This window comes from Streptomyces sp. NPDC058637, from assembly GCF_042717325.1.
GTDB lineage: Bacteria > Actinomycetota > Actinomycetes > Streptomycetales > Streptomycetaceae > Streptomyces.
On sequence record NZ_JBHXRD010000033.1, the window covers coordinates 21,425 to 37,017 of the forward strand.

Genomic DNA, 15,593 nt, shown 5'->3' on the forward strand with positions numbered 1-15,593 from the left:
GGACAAGGAGTTCGGGCTCGTTGGGGAGAGTGGTCTCAGGTGGTGGTGCGGCCCCGGCGGGCCAGCAGGCGTACGGCTCCGTCGCCGATCAGCTGGATCACGGTCACGATGACGATCAGCAGCACGACCGTGATGAGCATGAACTGGTTGTCGAAGCGCTGGAATCCGTAGGTGACGGCCTTGGAGCCCAGTCCTTCGCCGCCGACCGCGCCGGCCATCGCGGAGTAGCCGATGAGCACGATGACGGTCGTGGTGACGCCGGAGACGATCGAGGGCAGCGCCTGCGGCAGCAGGACCTTGCGGACGATCGTGGGGATGGATCCGCCCATCGACTGGACGGCCTCGACGAGTCCGTGGTCGACCTCGCGGACGGCCGTCTCGACGAGCCGGGCGAAGAACGGGATGGCGCCGACGGCCAGCGGGACGATCATCGCGGACGGGCCGATGAAAGTGCCCACGACCCAGGTGGTGAAGGGGATCAGGGCGATCAGCAGGATGATGAACGGCAGGGAGCGGCCGATGTTCACGATCGCGCCGATGACCTTGTTCACCAGGACGTTCTGGAGCAGTCCGCCCTTGTCGGTGAGGACCAGCAGGATGCCGAGGGGCAGTCCGCCCGCGACGGTGACGACGGCGGACCAGAGCACCATGTACAGGGTGTCGATGGTTCCCTGGGTGAGCAGTGGCTGCATTTCGGACCAGGTCACTTCGCCACCTCCTTGCTGAGCGGGGCGGGAGACTGGGCGGGGATGCCGGTGGTGGTGGTGGCGGGTTCGCCGTCCACGACCTCGGCCTGCAGGCCCTGCTCGCGCAGGAAGCCGATCGGTACGACGTTCTCCTCGAAACGGCCGGGCAGCTCGATGCGCATCCGGCCGATCTGGTTGCCGCCGACGGTGTCCATCGCGGCGCCCAGGATCGAGATGTCGATGTTGTACGTGCGGGAGAGCTGTGAGATCACCGGGCGGGCGGCGGCCTCGCCGTGGAAGGTGACGTCGACGACCGTACGGTCGGGTCCGGAGGCCGTGCCGCCGACGGGGAACAGCTCGTGGGCCAGTTCGGAACCGGGGGTGGCCAGCAGGGTGCCGACCGTGCCGGACTCGACGACGCGGCCCTTCCTCATCAGCGCGGCCGAGTCGCAGATCGTCTTGACGACGTCCATCTCGTGCGTGATGAGCAGGACGGTGAGGCCGAGCTCCTGGTTGAGGTCGCGCAGCAGCTGGAGGATGGAGCGGGTGGTCTCGGGGTCGAGTGCGGAGGTCGCCTCGTCGGAGAGCAGCACCTTCGGGTCGCCGGCCAGGGCGCGGGCGATGCCGACGCGCTGCTTCTGGCCGCCGGAGAGCTGTCCGGGGTAGGCCTTGGCCTTGTCGGCGAGGCCGACCAGGTCGAGGAGTTCGAGTGCCTTGCGGGTGCGGGCCTGCCCGGAGACGCCGAGGATCTCCAGGGGCAGTTCGACGTTTCCCTGGACGGTGCGCGAGGCCAGCAGGTTGAAGTGCTGGAAGACCATGCCGATGCGGCTGCGCGCCTCGCGGAGTTCCCTGCCGGCGCGCCTGCCCCGGCCCGCGAGGGCGGTGAGGTCCTGGCCGGCGACGGTCACGGTGCCCGCGGTGGGGCGTTCGAGCAGGTTGACGCAGCGGATGAGGGAGGACTTGCCGGCACCGCTCTGTCCGATGACGCCGTAGACCTCGCCCTCACGGACGTGCAGGTCGACGCCGTCCAGGGCGGTGACCTCACGGCCGCGTGACTGGTAGACCTTCGTGAGGCCCGAAGTGGTGATCACAGGGGGTTTCCGTCACTGTCGAGTGCGCGGGGCGGTGTCCGCCGGGCACGGGGCATTCGTCTGAAGTGGCTGGTTCTCAGCTGTATCAGCGGGTTCAGTGGTCTCGGTGGCCGACGGGTGTGGAGTCATGGCACGGTCGGCACAGGGATCGGCACATGCCCGGGCAGGCTCGATCCGCTGGGTGCGGACGGCGCGGGCTCGGTCTCGCTTCGGGGCGCGAGGCTCGGGCGGGGACCCTCAGAAGGCGCGCATTCGACACATACAACGAGCACCGGGCGTGGTGATCGCCTCGGTCGCAGGGCTGCGGTAGCTCGTCGTGGTCATGGGCCCAAGTAAAACAGACGTAACGTTCCTGCGATCCGGACTGTCCGTATAGCGGACAGTCGTGGATGAGGGTGCCGCGCGCCTCACCAGCCTGCGGAAAAACCCTTCCACACCGCTGTGACCTGCGACGACATGAGCGTGATCGCCTCACCGGCCAGGCGGGCGGCAGGCCATCGCTGTGCGGTCGCTGTGGCCAAGGCCACGATTACCGCACAGCCCCCGCACCTGCCCCGGCGCCCGTCGCCGCAGGCGTCCCCGCCGGGCCCGCACGCGGCGCGTCCCCGGGTCCGTAATACCCTCACTGCATGCTTGACGCCCTGACGGTCGCGGTCGCCGTGACCGCGCTCGCCCTCGCCGCCTGGTGCGGACTCGCCGCCTACCGGGACCAGCCCACCAAGGACTGGCACTTCATCGGCATGGCGGTCGTCTCCGTCCTGGCGCTGGCCCAGCTGGTGGTGGGGATCGTGCAGCTGGCCCGGGGCGAGCGGCCGGAACAGGGCATGACGGTCTTCATCGCCTATCTGGTCGGAGCCTTCACGGCCGTACCGGCGGCGGGGTTCCTGTCGCTGTCGGAGCGGACCCGCTGGGGTTCGGTGACGGTGGCGGCGGGCGCGGTCGTGCTGGCCGTGCTCGAAGTGCGGCTCTACGACATCTGGGGAAGCTGACCGTGACCGACACCGACCGCACCGGGGCGCCCGCCGCTCGGCACAAGCAGCAGTTCGAGCTGGGCTCCGGGCCCGGACGGGTGCTGGTCTGGTTCTACGGGGTGTTCACCGTGGCCGCCGCCTCCCGCTCGATCGTCGAGATGATCATGGACTTCGGGAAGGCGCCGCTGGCGTACGTGCTCTCCGCCGCCGCCGCCCTCGTATACGGCTTCATCACGTACTCGCTGGTGCGGGGCGGGGAGAGGGCGCGCAGGGCGGCACTGGTGTGCTGTGCCGCCGAGCTCGCGGGCGTACTGGTCGTCGGGGCCTGGACGATGGCGGAGCCGTCCGCCTTCCCCGATGCCACGGTGTGGTCGGACTTCGGCATGGGTTACCTGTTCATCCCGGTGATCCTGCCGGTCACCGGGATGATCTGGCTGCGCCGCGCGCGGAGCGTGTGACCCTACGGGCGTCCGTCAGGCACTGGTGACGTAGGCCGGTGCCTCGGCGTCCTTCTCCAGCAGGATCAGACGGACGCCGTCCTCGCCGGTGGCGTCGCCGACCCGGGCGTAGCCCGCCTTCCGGTAGAGGCGCAGATTGCCCTCGCTGCGCTCCCCGGTGTGCAGCCGGAAGCGGGTGGCCGAACGCCCGTCCGTCAGACCCGATTCGGCGGCGCGCAGGAGACGGGTGCCGAGGCCGTGCCCGCGGAGGCGGGGATGGACGCAGAGCTTGCCGATCCGGCCGGTGCCGTCCGTGTCGGTGAAGCCGCGCACCGAGCCGACGACTTCCTCTCCGAGCCGCGCCACGAACACCAGGTCCATGGCGACTTCACCGCGAACCGATTCGAGGGTCTGGATCAGTGGGTCGATCCGGTAGTTGCCGTACAGCTCCGCCTCGCTCTGGAAACAGAGGTACTGGAGCCTGAAGATCTGCTCGACGTCCTGTGCCGTCGCCGCAGATATGGTCACACTCGTGCCCATGTGCGCACGCCTCCCGCTCACCTGGTCCACCGGTTGTCTACCGCTCCTTTCCCCGCGGTTCAGGAGCTACAACCTCCGCCGCGAGCATTCTGCGCAGACATCCAAGGCATCGGGAACGCATCGGTCCCAAACTGCCCTGTGACATACCCAACTCCCCTGCGATTTCCCGGTACGTCGGATCATGGGGAGCCAGCATCGCCGCCAGCAGCCGGGGACATCTCCCGGGCAGCCGGCCCACCGCGGCGCGCAGCGCCCGGCGTTCGTCGGCGCCCACGGCGATCCGCTCGGGGCAGCCGGTGACGTCGTCCACGGGTCCGTCGGCGGCGTACGCGTACTCGCGCCGGGCCCTGCGGCGGGCGTGGCGGGCCTCGGCCCGGACGGCGGTGCGGACCCAGCGGGCGGGGTCCGCGGGTGGCCCCTGGCCGGCCGGGCGCTCCAGCAGCCGCAGCCACACGCCCTGTTCCAGGTCGGCGGCGTCGATCCCGGCCGCGGGGGCCTCGGCCGTCGCCTCCGCGCGTACCAGCGGGCCCAGGGCGCGGACGGTGGCTCGCCGGGCGGCGTCCGAGGCACGGCGAGCGGGATCGGGAAGCGTCATGCCCCGTCAACGTCCCCCGCTCCCGGCCGGTTGCCCCGCGCGGGGAGCTCCACCCGACCGGGGCATCCCGGCCGGGTGGCTGACGACGGTGGGTCAGTCCTTCGCGAAGTCCGCCGCCGCGAGCAGGGCGGTGTCCGGGTTGTCGGAGAAGATCCCGTCGATGCCCGCGTCGAAGTACGCGCGCAGGGCGCCGAACACGTCGCCGTAGGCGTTCGGGTCGGTGCCGCGCCGGAAGTCGGCGGGCAGGAAGGTGTTCTCGTTGCGCATCGTGTAGGGGTGCACGACGAGGCCCCGCGCGTGCGCGTCCGCGACCAGGGTGGTGGGCGTCGTCAGCCGGCCCGCGCCGTCCTTGGGAATGACCAGGTCGAGGGTGGGGCCGAGGCCCTGCGCGAAGGAGGCCATCCACTTCAGCCCGGCGGGCTTGACCAGGTCGGCGACGGTGCGCGGGTCGCCGGACTCCACGAAGTCCCACGGCCGGGACGCGGGCCCGGACAGCAGGACGACCCGCGGGGTGGCGACGAGCTTCGACAGCCGCAGCACGGAGCCCGGCTCGAAGGACTGCAGGATCAGCGGGGAGTTCGCGCGGTGGCGGTTGTGGCGGCGCAGCAGCCGGGCGAGCGGCTCCTCCAGGCCGAGGCCCAGGCCCCGGAAGTAGGTGGGGTGCTTGGTCTCGACGTAGAGCCAGACGGGCCTGCCGCGCCGGCGGCCCTCCTGGTCGGCCCAGCGCAGGACCTCCTCGAAGGTGGGGATCTCCCAGCGGCCGTCGTAGAGGGTGTTCTCCTGGCGGTTGCCCGGGATGCGCTCCTTCGCGCGGAGCGTCTTCAGCTCGGCGAGGGTGAAGTCCTCGGTGAACCAGCCGGTGAGGGAGACGCCGTCGACCTTCTTGGTGGTCCTGCGGCCCGCGAACTCGGGGTGCTCGGCGACGTCCGTGGTGCCGGTGATGTCGTTCTCGTGGCGGCAGACCAGATGTCCGTCCTTGGTCGGCACCAGGTCCTGTTCGACGATGTGCGCGCCCATGTCCAGGGCCAGCTGGTAGGCGCCGAGGGTGTGCTCGGGCCGGTAGCCGCTGGCGCCGCGGTGGCCGATGACGGTCGGCACGGGCAGGTCCCGGTAGGAGCCGTGGCCGCTGCCGCCGCGGTTCCGCTCGGCCGCGTTCGCCGTCCCGGTCAGTCCGAGGGCCGCCGTGCCGAGCACGGCCGCGCCCAGGAGGGTCCGGCGGCCGGGGCTCGTCTGCGCACGCTCTGTCATGAATGCTCCTCGCATGTGATGTCTGGCACGTGTCGAGCTGTGGTCTTCCGTCCGGACCGGGCAGGATCGGGGAGCGGTCCGGTGTCGTGGACCGCCGAACGGTGCGGCTCGGCGGAGCCGTGCCGGCCGGCGGCGGCACGGCGGGGTGTGGCAACAGGCCCGGTGGGAGGCCCCGGGGCGTGATCGTAGGCAGCTACGCCATCGGAGGGGCGGCTCGTGGACGAACATGGCGGAAACACACGTCAACACTGCGTATCCGCTTGGTGAACCCGATGTGCGATCGGGCCGGACCCGCGAGTATCGTCCTCACCTGCACAGACCCTTACCGAGAACCCGACCCGGCCGGCCCGGCCACTACACCGGAGGATGCGTTGTCCCGACTCACCGTCATCAAGGCAGTGCTCGGACCGATCCTGCGCCTGTTGTTCCGCCCCCAGGTGGAAGGCGCCAAGAACATCCCGGGAACCGGGCCGGTGATTCTCGCGGGCAACCACCTGACCTTCATCGACTCGATGATCATGCCGATCTGCTGCGACCGGCCGGTGTTCTACATCGGCAAGGACGAGTACGTGACCGGCAAGGGCCTCAAGGGCCGGCTGATGGCCTGGTTCTTCACGGGCTGCGGGATGATCCCGGTGGACCGGGACGGGGGCCGTGGCGGCGTCGCGGCGCTCATGACGGGCCGTCGGGTGCTGGAGGGGGGCAACGCCTTCGCCATCTACCCCGAGGGCACCCGCTCCCCCGACGGCCGCCTCTACCGGGGCCGTACGGGCATCGCGCGGCTGACGCTGATGACGGGTGCGCCGGTGGTGCCGTTCGCGATGATCGGCACGGACAAGCTGCAGCCGGGCGGCGCCGGTCTGCCCCGTCCGGGCAAGGTCACGGTCCGCTTCGGTGAGCCGATGGAGTTCTCCCGCTACGAGGGCATGGACCGCGACCGCTACGTCCTGCGGGCGGTGACGGACTCGGTGATGGCCGAGGTGATGCGGCTGTCCGGCCAGGAGTACGTGGACATGTACGCGACGAAGGCCAAGGCCGCCTGATCATCGGGCCGAACCCGGCGTGAAAGGGCCCGTACCCCCGGATGGCGGGGGTACGGGCCCTTTCGTCCGCCCGCCGTACGGGTGGACCGTGCGCCCTGTCCGGACGGACGGGACGCGGGTGGACCGTGCGTCCCCGTCCGTCCGGATGGGGAGCGGGTGGACCACGCTCCCCATCCGGACGGAGGGGCTAGTGCTTCACGCCGTCCTCCAGCTTCTGGCCGCGCAGCAGGAACCACGCGGCGACGGCGGTCGCGAGCAGCACCGCGGCGCCGATGCCCGCGGCGACCCTCAGTCCGTTGACGAACGCCTCCTGCGCCGCCCAGACCAGTGCGTCCGCCTGCTGGGCCGGGAGCCCCTCGGCCACTTCGACGGCGCCGCCGAGTGATTCGTGGGCCGCGGCGGCGGTGGCCGGCGGTACGCCGTCCGGGGTGGCGAAGCCCTGGTAGACGCCGGTGACGATGGAGCCGAGCAGCGCGATGCCGAGGGCCGCGCCGAGCTCGTACGCCGTCTCGGAGACCGCGGACGCGGAGCCCGCGTGCTGCTTGGGGACGCTGGAGAGGATCACGTCGGCGGTGACGGTGAAGGAGAAGCCCGCGCCGACGCCCACGACCAGGAGCAGGGCGCCGATCAGCGGGTAGCCGGTCTCCTTGTGGATGACCGTGACCGTGGCCAGCGCCAGGCCGATCGCCCCGAGCCCGCCGGTCACCACGGAGCGTACGGAGAAGCGGCGGGCGGCGACGCCCGCCATCAGGCCGGCGGTCACCGCTCCGATCGCCGCGGGCAGCTCGGCGAGCCCGGCCTCCAGCGGTCCCCGCCCCTGGACCAGCTGCAGGAACTGGGACAGGAAGAAGACCAGGCCGGACAGGCCGAGGATGGTCAGCAGATCGGCGAGCACCGCTCCCGAGAAGCCCCGGTGGTGGAAGAGCCGCATGTCCAGCAGAGGTGCGGGGAGCCGGAACTGCCGCCGTACGAACCAGACGAGCGCGAGGACGCCGCCGACGGCCGAGAGGGCGACGGGCCAGCTGGCCCCGTGCGCGGCCAGGTCCTTGATGGCGTACACGACGCCGATCATGCCGATGAGGGAGAGACCCACGCTGGGCAGGTCCCAGGGGCCGGGGGCGGGGTCCTTGGACTCGGGGATCATCTTGATGCCGACGACCACGAGCACCGCCATGACGGGCAGGTTGATCAGGAAGACGGAGCCCCACCAGAAGTGCTCCAGGAGGACTCCGCCGACGACGGGACCGACCGCGGCACCGGCGGAGGCCATGGCGCCCCAGATGCCGATGGCGAGGCTGCGCTCGCGCGGGTCGTGGAAGAGGTTGCGGATCAGCGCGAGCGTGGACGGCATGAGGGTGGCGCCCGCGACACCCAGCAGGGCCCGGGCCACGATCATCATCTCGGGCGTGGTCGCGTAGGCGTTGAGGACCGAGACGCCACCGAACGCGGCGGCGCCGCAGAGCAGCAGCTTCTTACGGCCGATGCGGTCCCCGAGGCTGCCCATGGAGACCAGGAGCCCGGCGATGACGAAGGAGTAGACGTCACCGATCCAGAGCAGCTGGGTGCCGGTCGGTTCGAGGTCCTCGCTGAGGAAGGGGGTCGCCAGGCCGAGGACGGTGGCGTCGACGGCCACCAGCAGCACGGCCAGGACGAGGACGGCGAGAGCGATCCACCGGCCCGGGTGGTACAGGTCGTCGGAGGTATCGGCCTGCTCGTAGGTACTGCTCATTTCTCCACGCTCCGGCGTGCTCCGCCGAGCAGCAACTCGACGATCATGTACTGGAAGTCCTGTCCGGCGACCCGCCCGACCTGCACGGCCCACGCCCCGGTGCCGATCAGCCCGTACAGGGCCTCGGTCAGCCAGGCCGGGGTGAGGTCGATCCGGAACTCGCCGCGTTCCTGTCCGCGCCGGAAGAAGGCGGAGACCCGCGCGTCGAGCCGGTTCCAGCCGTCGTTCACCTGGTCGCCCTCGAAGAGCTGGTTCTCGGTGACGAGGAAGGACAGCAGCCCGGCACCCGGTTCGACGGCGGCGACCAGCCGCCGCAGGCCTTCCTCGGCGGTTCCCTCGTCGAGTACGGCGGCGTCCAGCGCGGCCTCGAATTCGCGGATGCCGAGGTCCTCCAGCGCCCTGACCAGGGCGTCGCGCCCGGCGAAGTGGCGGTGCAGGGTGGCGCGGCCGATGCCCGCCGCCTTGGCGACCTCGTCCATGGTCGCCGTGGATCTGTGGGTCAGCAGGGCCGCGGCGCTGCGCAGCACCTGCTCACGGTCGAGAGTCATGAGACGACAATATCCCATGTGAGACACAAGTGTCTCACTGACCTCTTTCCTCTCACCAGAGGCGCCCCGAGCGGGGGCGGGGCGGGCACCATGAGGCGATGAAGCCGCTGCTGCTGATCGACATCGACGGTCCGCTGAACCCGTACCAGGCGCTCTCCCGCCGCGAGCCGCCGCAGGGCTACCGGCGGCACCGCATGCGGCCGACGGGGTGGACGGCGGGCCCCGCCCTCCCGGTCCTGCTCGACCCGGGGCACGGCGAGGAGCTGCTGGCCCTCGCCGGCCGGTACGAACTCGTCTGGGCGACCACCTGGAAGGACGAGGCCAACGAGTGGATCGGCCCGCGTCTGGGGCTGCCGCCCCTGCCTTACATCGACTGGCCGGCGATGCACGCCGTCACCGGGGACGGGACGTACTGGAAGACGCGGTACGTCGTCGAGTACGCGGCCGGGCGGCCGTTCGCCTGGGTCGACGACGAGATCACGGACCTCGACACGGGCTGGGTGGCGGGGCACCACCCGGGGCGGGCGCTGCTGCGTCCGGTCGACCCCCGGGTGGGCCTGGCGCGGGCCGACTTCGACGCGCTCGCCGCCTGGGCGTGACCCGGCTCAGCTCCAGGGCAGTGCCGAGCGGTGCCGCCAGTACGCCTCCGGCTCCTCCACCAGGGCGTCCAGCCGGTCGAGGCGGTCGCTGTCCAGGTCGAGGAGCGGGGCGTGCAGGTTGCCGGCGAGCTGGGTGACGGTGGCCGCCCCGGACAGGACGACGCCGGCCCACGGCCGGTGGAGCGCGAAGGCCAGGGCGACGGCGTCCGCGCCCAGTTCCGCCTCGGCGGCGATCTCCCGCACGACGGCGGGGGCTTCGGACCCGGCCAGCCTGCCGTTGGCCATGGCTTCCTTGACGATGACGGTGAGCCCGGCCTCGTGCGCCTCGGCCAGTGCCGGGCCCGCGGAGGTCTCCAGGGCGTTGTAGGTGGCCTGGACCGTGCGGAAGAGGGGTTCGCCGTCCACCGTCACGGCCAGGGCCGCCAGGATGGCCTCGGCCTGCGCGGGACCGCTGGTGGAGATCCCGACGGTGGTGCCCTCGGCGGCCAGGGCGGCCAGGCGGGCGTGCAGGTCCTTGTCGCTCAGCGCCGGGCTGTCGGCGGTCACCGAGTGGATCTGGTAGAGGTCGAGCCGGTCGCCGAGCAGTCCGGCGCTCTCGCCGCGCTGCCGTTCGAACGCGGCGAGGCCGTGGTCCTTCACCTCGTGCGCCTCGGCCTCCACCCGCCAGTCGGCGGTGTAGGTGTAGCCCCACTTGCTGCCGACGACCACGTCCGTCGCGTCGGGTCGGGCGGTCAGCCAGTCGGCGAGGAACTCCTCGGAACGGCCGTAGGAGCGGGCCGCGTCGAAGTAGCGGACGCCCTGCGCGTAGGCCGCGTCCAGGAGTTCATGGGTGCGGGTGCGCAGGGCGTCCACGCTGCGGTCCGCCGGGAGGTCCCGGTCGCGGTGCAGGTTGATGTAGCCGGGCCTGCCTACGGCGGCCAGGCCCAGCCCGATGTGCGCGGTCGGGGTGGTCGCTCGGTTCAGGCGGGCGAAGGGCATCGCGGGCTCCTCTGGGTCGGTTCCGAACGCCTTCCCGTCAACGTAGCCCGCGATGCCTGGGAATCAGCGGCGCGCGGTCGCCCAGGCGTGCTGCGTCACCAGGTCGGCCTTCACCTCGGCGAGCTGCACGGCGACGGCCGACGGGGCCGTGCCGCCGCGGCCGTCCCGGGAGGCCAGGGCGCCGGGCACGTTCAGCACCGTGCGCACCTCGGGGGTGAGGTGCTCGGAGATCTTGGCGAACTGCTCGTCCGTCAGTTCGTCGAGCTCGATGCCCTGCTGCTCGCAGACCTTGACGCACTCGCCCGCGACCTCGTGCGCGACCCGGAACGGGACGCCCTGCTTGACCAGCCACTCGGCGATGTCCGTGGCGAGCGAGAAGCCGGCCGGCGCCAGTTCCTCCATGCGCTCCCGGTGGACGGTGAGCGTGGCCATCATGCCGGTGAAGGCGGGGAGCAGGACCTCCAGCTGGTCGCAGGAGTCGAAGACGGGCTCCTTGTCCTCCTGCAGGTCGCGGTTGTACGCGAGCGGGAGGGCCTTGAGCGTCGCCATCAGGCCGGTGAGGTTGCCGATGAGGCGGCCCGACTTGCCGCGGGCCAGCTCGGCGATGTCCGGGTTCTTCTTCTGCGGCATGATCGACGACCCGGTGGAGAAGGCGTCGTGCAGGGTGACGAAGGAGAACTCCTTCGTGTTCCAGATGATGACCTCCTCCGCGATCCGGGAGAGGTTGATGCCGATCATCGCGGTGATGAACGCGAACTCGGCGACGAAGTCCCGGGACGCGGTGCCGTCGATGGAGTTGGCGACGGAGCCGTGCTCGAAGCCGAGGTCGGCCGCGACGGCCTCCGGGTCGAGCCCGAGGGACGACCCGGCCAGCGCACCGGAGCCGTACGGGGACACGGCGGTCCGCTCGTCCCACTGGCGCAGCCGCTCGGCGTCCCGGATCAGGGGCTGCACGTGGGCCAGGATGTGGTGGGCGAACAGGACGGGCTGGGCGTGCTGGAGGTGTGTGCGGCCCGGCATGGCCACGTCCGGGTGCGCCTCGGCGAGCCCGACGAGAGCGTCCTGGAGCTCGGCGATCAGCCCGCCGATGATCCGGGCGCGGTCGCGCAGGTACATCCGGAAGAGCGTGGCGACCTGGTCGTTGCGGGACCGGCCGGCCCGCAGCTTGCCGCCGAGGTCCGGGCCGAGGCGCTCCAGGAGACCGCGCTCCAGCGCGGTGTGGACGTCCTCGTCCGCGATGGTCCCGGTGAACGAACCGTCGGCGACGGCCGCTTCGAGCGCGTCGAGTCCGGCGATCATGCGGGTCAGCTCGTCCTCGGTGAGCAGGCCCGCCTTGTGGAGGACACGCGCGTGGGCGCGGGAGCCGGCGATGTCGTACGGGGCGAGCCGCCAGTCGAAGTGGACGGAGGCGGACAGCCTGGCCAGCGCCTCGGCGGGGCCGTCGGCGAAACGGCCGCCCCAGAGGCGTACGTCGCTGTTGCCGGTGCCGTTGCTCACTGCGTGCTCCTCGGGAGTGCAAGGGTGGGTGTGCGACCGCCTCCCCGCGCGCACGGAGGGGGAGGCGGCGGTGACGCCGTGGATCGGGCGAGGCCGTGCCGGGCCGCGATCCTCGAGGACGAGGTATAACTATGCGGCCCTCTGTATGGTTTGTCAAAGGTGCTGGTGGGAGGGGTGCGGGATCCCTAGGCTGGACCCATGCGGAACCTCGTCCCCCTGTCCCCCACGCTGTACCTCCCGCCGCAGGACCGGCTCCTGCTCGGTAAACCCCTGGCCGCCGCCCTGGACACGGCCGACCCGGAGGCCTGGGTGGACCTCGACCGGCGGATACGTGCGGAGACCGCGCGGCGGAGCGGGGTCCGGCCGCTGGTGTCCCTGCTCCGGGAAGGTCATACGGGCGGACGCGGATCGGTCGACTGGTCGGCCGCGCCCCGCTGGGACGAGGAGGCGAAGGACGTCACCTGGTCACGGTTCCCGCCTGGCGAGGCGGAGACCGCGATCGCCCTCTGCCACGACCGCCGGCAGGTGCGCGAGGCCGCGCTGGCGTTCACCCCCGGACGGCCCGCCCTCCTGCCCCTGCTGCTGACACGCTGCGCCGACCGTGACGCACCCGTACGGGAGCGCGCCCGCCGGATGACGCGCGCGGCCCTGCGGGAGCCGGGGGCATCGCCCTCGGAACTGGTGCCCCTGGCCCTGCGCCTGTCCCTGTTCCCGCACGGCGGCTGGGCCCTGGACCGGATCCTGACCGCCGCGGGACCCCTGCCGGGGCTGCCCGGCCTGCTTCGCGCGGGCCATGCGCCGGAGGTCCGGATCTCCGGGGCGGGAATGGCCCTGGAACGGGAGCTGCTCACGCCCGCAGGATTGACGGAGCTCACGCTCACCGCCCCGGACCGGGCCGTCCGCCACCGGTGCACCGGTGAACTGCTGGCCAAGGTCACCGCGGGCGATCCCGAGCGGTTCCTGGACCCCCTGCTCGCCGCTTCCTCGGCTGTGACGCGGTCCTCAGCGGTGATGGCCCTGCACCGGGCGGGCCGCGGACCGGAGGCCGCGTCCCGCCTGACCGACCGGTCGGCCCGGGTGCGTTCCGCCGCCCGCCTGGTCCTGCGCCTGGAGGGCCGGGACTCGCGGGAGCTCTACCACCGGATGTGCTCGGACCCCGCCGCCCCCGGCCTGCCGCCAGGGGCCCTGTTCGGCCTGGCCGAGTCCGGAGCGCCCGACGCGGAGGCCCTGCTCCGGCCGTTGACGGCCCATCCGGAGGGCCGGGTACGGGCCGCGGCGCTCGCCGCCCTGCGCATGCTGGACGCGGTCTCCCCCGACGAGCTGATGGCCGCCATGGACGACCCGCATCCGCCGGTGGTCCGCACCGCCCGCAAGGCACTGGTCCCGTACGTCCTGCTCGTTCCGGAGGAGTGGCTGGCCGCTCTGGTGGCCCCGGACCGACCCCGGCACGTGCGGCGCTCCGCCCTCCGCCTGCTCTGCGCCCACAGTCTCGCCCTGCGCAAACGCGTACTGGCCCCGCTGGAGGACGACGAGGACCCCGAGGTCGCCCACGAGGCGCAGCGCGCCCGCTACGAGCCCCTGCCACCCGCCGGTCCCGGTGGATGAGACGCCGGTCCCGGTGGATGAAACCCGCTACCGGCGACGGCTTCCGTCGACGGAGACTTCGCCCATGGGAAAAACGCATGAGCGTATCGACGGACGGCTGCGCACCTTCATCGAGGAGCAGCACATCTTCTTCACCGCCACCTCGCCCCTGGACTCCGACGGCACGGTCAATCTCTCGCCCAAGGGCGTCAACGGTTCCTTCGCCGTCGTCGACGAACGGACGGTGGCCTACCTGGACTTCGCCGGGAGCAACGCGGAGACCATCGCCCATCTCCGTGAGAACGGCCGCATCACCCTGATGTGGTGCGCCTTCCAGGGACCGCCGAACATCGTGCGGGTGCACGGCCGCGGTGAGCCGGTCTTCCGCGACGACCCCCGGTTCCCCGGTCTCCTCGGCCACTTCCCCACGGTCGACCCGACCGCGCACGGGCTGCGCGCCATCATCGTGGTGAGCGCGGAACTGATCCGGGACACCTGCGGATACGGGGTGCCCTTCATGGCGTACGACGAGGACCGGACCCTGCACGCCGACCGTTTCCGGCGTGAGGACGACGCGAGCCTGAGCGCGTACTTCGGGAAGAAGGACTACATCGCCACCAGCATCGACGGGCTGCCGGGTCTCCCCCTGCCGCTGCCCGGCCTGCCCGCGCCCGCGTCCGCGGGCTAGGCGCCGTGCCGTACGGCCCGGCGTGCGGCGCTGGGCCGTACGGAGCAGGTGCGGTGGGGCGGGCGCGGCAAGGGCAGTACGGTCCGGAGCATGCGTGGATCTTCGCCGGCCCTGTCGGTTCTGCTCGTTCTGGTGTCGCTCGGGGCGCGCCCCGCGGAGCCGCCGCCCCTTCCGGAACGGCTGGCCGACACGGGCGGCGGCAGCCAGCTGATCACCGCCGAGGCCCCGGCCGCGGACTCCACCACGGGCACGGTCACCTGGTGGGACCGGCGGCGGGGCGGGTGGGTGGCGGCGGGTTCGGCGCCGGCCCGCTTCGGCGCGAACGGCCTGGCCGAGGGCGCCACCCGTACCCAGGGCACGAACACCACGCCCACCGGCCTCTACGACCTGCCGTACGCCTTCGGCACCAAGGCTGCCCCGGCCGGGACCCGCTATCCGTACCGGCGGGTCAACGACCGCTCGTGGTGGTGCCAGGACAACGCGTCCCGTGCGTACAACCGCTGGGTGGAGCCGCTGCCGGCCCACTGCCGGGCGGGCGAGGCAGAGCACCTGGTCGCCTACCGCACGCAGTACGCCCGCGCGCTCGTGATCGGCTTCAACTACGACCGGCCGGTGCGGGGCCGGGGCGCCGGGATCTTCCTGCACGTCGACGGCGAGGGGGCGACTTCGGGCTGCGTCTCCGTGCCGGCGGCCGTCATGGACCGGATCCTGGCCTGGGCGGACCCGGCCCGGCGGCCGCACATCGCGGTCGGGACCGGGTCCGGCCCGACCGCGATCACGCGTTACTGACGGACGGCCCGTCAGCGGTCGTTCTGGGCGAGCCGCAGCAGGTGGTCGGCGAGCGCCTGGCCGCCGTTGGGGTCCCGGCTGATCAGCATCAGCGTGTCGTCCCCCGCGATCGTGCCCAGGATCGCCCGGAGTTCGGCCTGGTCGATGGCCGAGGCGAGGAACTGCGCGGCGCCCGGCGGCGTACGCAGCACCACCAGGTTCGCCGAGGCCTCCGCGGAGATGAGGAGCTCGGCGGAGAGCCTGCGCATCCGCTCCTCCTTCGCGGACCCGCCGAGCGGCGCCTGCGGGGTGCGGAAGCCGCCCTCGCTGGGCACCGCGTAGATCAGTTCGCCGCCGGTGTTGCGGATCTTCACCGCGCCGAGCTCGTCCAGGTCGCGGGAGAGCGTCGCCTGGGTGACGCTCAGCCCGTCGTCGGCGAGGAGCTTGGCCAACTGGCTCTGTGAGCGCACCGGCTGACGGTTCAGGATGTCCACGATCCTGCGGTGGCGTGCCGTGCGGGTCTGTGGCACCGACGGCCCGCCGTGCTCGGATTCCTGCGCCTCGGTCATCGTCGTCGCCTCAATCTCCGGA

At 72.0% G+C, this 15,593-nt stretch carries 17 protein-coding genes; 7 read left to right on the forward strand and 10 right to left on the reverse strand.

Annotated features, from left to right (window positions below; translation table 11 throughout):
* Positions 1-35: 35 nt before the first annotated feature.
* Positions 36-707: a methionine ABC transporter permease gene (locus ACFWVP_RS27695; RefSeq protein ID WP_384500673.1), complete on the reverse strand. Its 672-nt coding sequence runs from the start codon at positions 705-707 to the stop codon at positions 36-38.
* On the reverse strand, positions 704-1,777 hold the full coding sequence (locus ACFWVP_RS27700) for a methionine ABC transporter ATP-binding protein (protein ID WP_384500674.1): 1,074 nt from the start codon (positions 1,775-1,777) through the stop codon (positions 704-706). The genes ACFWVP_RS27695 and ACFWVP_RS27700 overlap by 4 nt, the downstream gene beginning before the upstream one ends.
* 629 nt (positions 1,778-2,406) lie before the next feature.
* Between ACFWVP_RS27700 and ACFWVP_RS27705 the strand changes: the two genes are divergently transcribed.
* Positions 2,407-2,766 carry a hypothetical protein gene (locus ACFWVP_RS27705; RefSeq protein WP_384500675.1) on the forward strand — a complete coding sequence of 120 codons (360 nt, stop codon included), beginning with the start codon at positions 2,407-2,409 and terminating at the stop codon, positions 2,764-2,766.
* A 2-nt stretch (positions 2,767-2,768) separates the two neighbouring features.
* Entirely contained in the window at positions 2,769-3,206 is a 438-nt protein-coding gene (locus ACFWVP_RS27710) for a hypothetical protein (RefSeq protein WP_384500676.1), read from the forward strand.
* Between the two features lie 15 nt (positions 3,207-3,221).
* On the opposite strand, the gene ACFWVP_RS27715 is transcribed toward ACFWVP_RS27710, so the two are convergent.
* The 3 genes from ACFWVP_RS27715 to ACFWVP_RS27725 form a co-directional block, all read right to left on the reverse strand.
* Positions 3,222-3,725, reverse strand: coding sequence for a GNAT family N-acetyltransferase (locus ACFWVP_RS27715; RefSeq protein ID WP_384500678.1), 504 nt, complete (start codon positions 3,723-3,725; stop codon positions 3,222-3,224).
* 37 nt (positions 3,726-3,762) lie between these two features.
* Positions 3,763-4,320 (reverse strand): sigma-70 family RNA polymerase sigma factor, encoded by a 558-nt coding sequence (locus tag ACFWVP_RS27720; RefSeq protein ID WP_384500680.1) that lies wholly within the window; start codon positions 4,318-4,320, stop codon positions 3,763-3,765.
* Positions 4,321-4,413: 93 nt separating this feature from the next.
* Positions 4,414-5,568 (reverse strand): glycerophosphodiester phosphodiesterase, encoded by a 1,155-nt coding sequence (locus ACFWVP_RS27725; RefSeq protein ID WP_384500682.1) that lies wholly within the window; start codon positions 5,566-5,568, stop codon positions 4,414-4,416.
* A 371-nt stretch (positions 5,569-5,939) separates the two neighbouring features.
* Here ACFWVP_RS27725 and ACFWVP_RS27730 point away from each other — a divergent pair, with 371 nt between their 5' ends.
* Positions 5,940-6,611: a lysophospholipid acyltransferase family protein gene (locus ACFWVP_RS27730; protein ID WP_384500684.1), complete on the forward strand. Its 672-nt coding sequence runs from the start codon at positions 5,940-5,942 to the stop codon at positions 6,609-6,611.
* Between the two features lie 187 nt (positions 6,612-6,798).
* On the opposite strand, the gene ACFWVP_RS27735 is transcribed toward ACFWVP_RS27730, so the two are convergent.
* Entirely contained in the window at positions 6,799-8,340 is a 1,542-nt protein-coding gene (locus tag ACFWVP_RS27735; protein WP_384500686.1) for an MFS transporter, read from the reverse strand.
* Positions 8,337-8,888, reverse strand: coding sequence for a TetR/AcrR family transcriptional regulator (locus tag ACFWVP_RS27740; protein WP_384500688.1), 552 nt, complete (start codon positions 8,886-8,888; stop codon positions 8,337-8,339). The genes ACFWVP_RS27735 and ACFWVP_RS27740 overlap by 4 nt, the downstream gene beginning before the upstream one ends.
* A gap of 98 nt (positions 8,889-8,986) precedes the next feature.
* On the opposite strand from ACFWVP_RS27740, the gene ACFWVP_RS27745 reads away from it, so the two are divergent.
* Positions 8,987-9,487: a hypothetical protein gene (locus ACFWVP_RS27745; RefSeq protein WP_384500690.1), complete on the forward strand. Its 501-nt coding sequence runs from the start codon at positions 8,987-8,989 to the stop codon at positions 9,485-9,487.
* A 6-nt stretch (positions 9,488-9,493) separates the two neighbouring features.
* Here the strand turns inward: ACFWVP_RS27745 and ACFWVP_RS27750 are convergent, their stop codons facing one another.
* Positions 9,494-10,465, reverse strand: coding sequence for an aldo/keto reductase (locus tag ACFWVP_RS27750; RefSeq protein ID WP_384500692.1), 972 nt, complete (start codon positions 10,463-10,465; stop codon positions 9,494-9,496).
* Positions 10,466-10,528: 63 nt separating this feature from the next.
* On the reverse strand, positions 10,529-11,962 hold the full coding sequence (gene argH / locus ACFWVP_RS27755) for an argininosuccinate lyase (RefSeq protein ID WP_384500694.1): 1,434 nt from the start codon (positions 11,960-11,962) through the stop codon (positions 10,529-10,531).
* A gap of 198 nt (positions 11,963-12,160) precedes the next feature.
* Between argH and ACFWVP_RS27760 the strand changes: the two genes are divergently transcribed.
* From ACFWVP_RS27760 to ACFWVP_RS27770, 3 genes are all read left to right on the forward strand, one after another.
* On the forward strand, positions 12,161-13,567 hold the full coding sequence (locus ACFWVP_RS27760; protein ID WP_384500696.1) for a HEAT repeat domain-containing protein: 1,407 nt from the start codon (positions 12,161-12,163) through the stop codon (positions 13,565-13,567).
* A 64-nt stretch (positions 13,568-13,631) separates the two neighbouring features.
* Positions 13,632-14,234 (forward strand): pyridoxamine 5'-phosphate oxidase family protein, encoded by a 603-nt coding sequence (locus ACFWVP_RS27765; protein WP_384500698.1) that lies wholly within the window; start codon positions 13,632-13,634, stop codon positions 14,232-14,234.
* A 90-nt stretch (positions 14,235-14,324) separates the two neighbouring features.
* Positions 14,325-15,023: a L,D-transpeptidase gene (locus ACFWVP_RS27770; protein ID WP_384500700.1), complete on the forward strand. Its 699-nt coding sequence runs from the start codon at positions 14,325-14,327 to the stop codon at positions 15,021-15,023.
* A gap of 11 nt (positions 15,024-15,034) precedes the next feature.
* Here ACFWVP_RS27770 and ACFWVP_RS27775 read toward each other — a convergent pair whose 3' ends face one another.
* Positions 15,035-15,571, reverse strand: coding sequence for an arginine repressor (locus tag ACFWVP_RS27775; RefSeq protein WP_056786755.1), 537 nt, complete (start codon positions 15,569-15,571; stop codon positions 15,035-15,037).
* Positions 15,572-15,593: the final 22 nt, after the last annotated feature.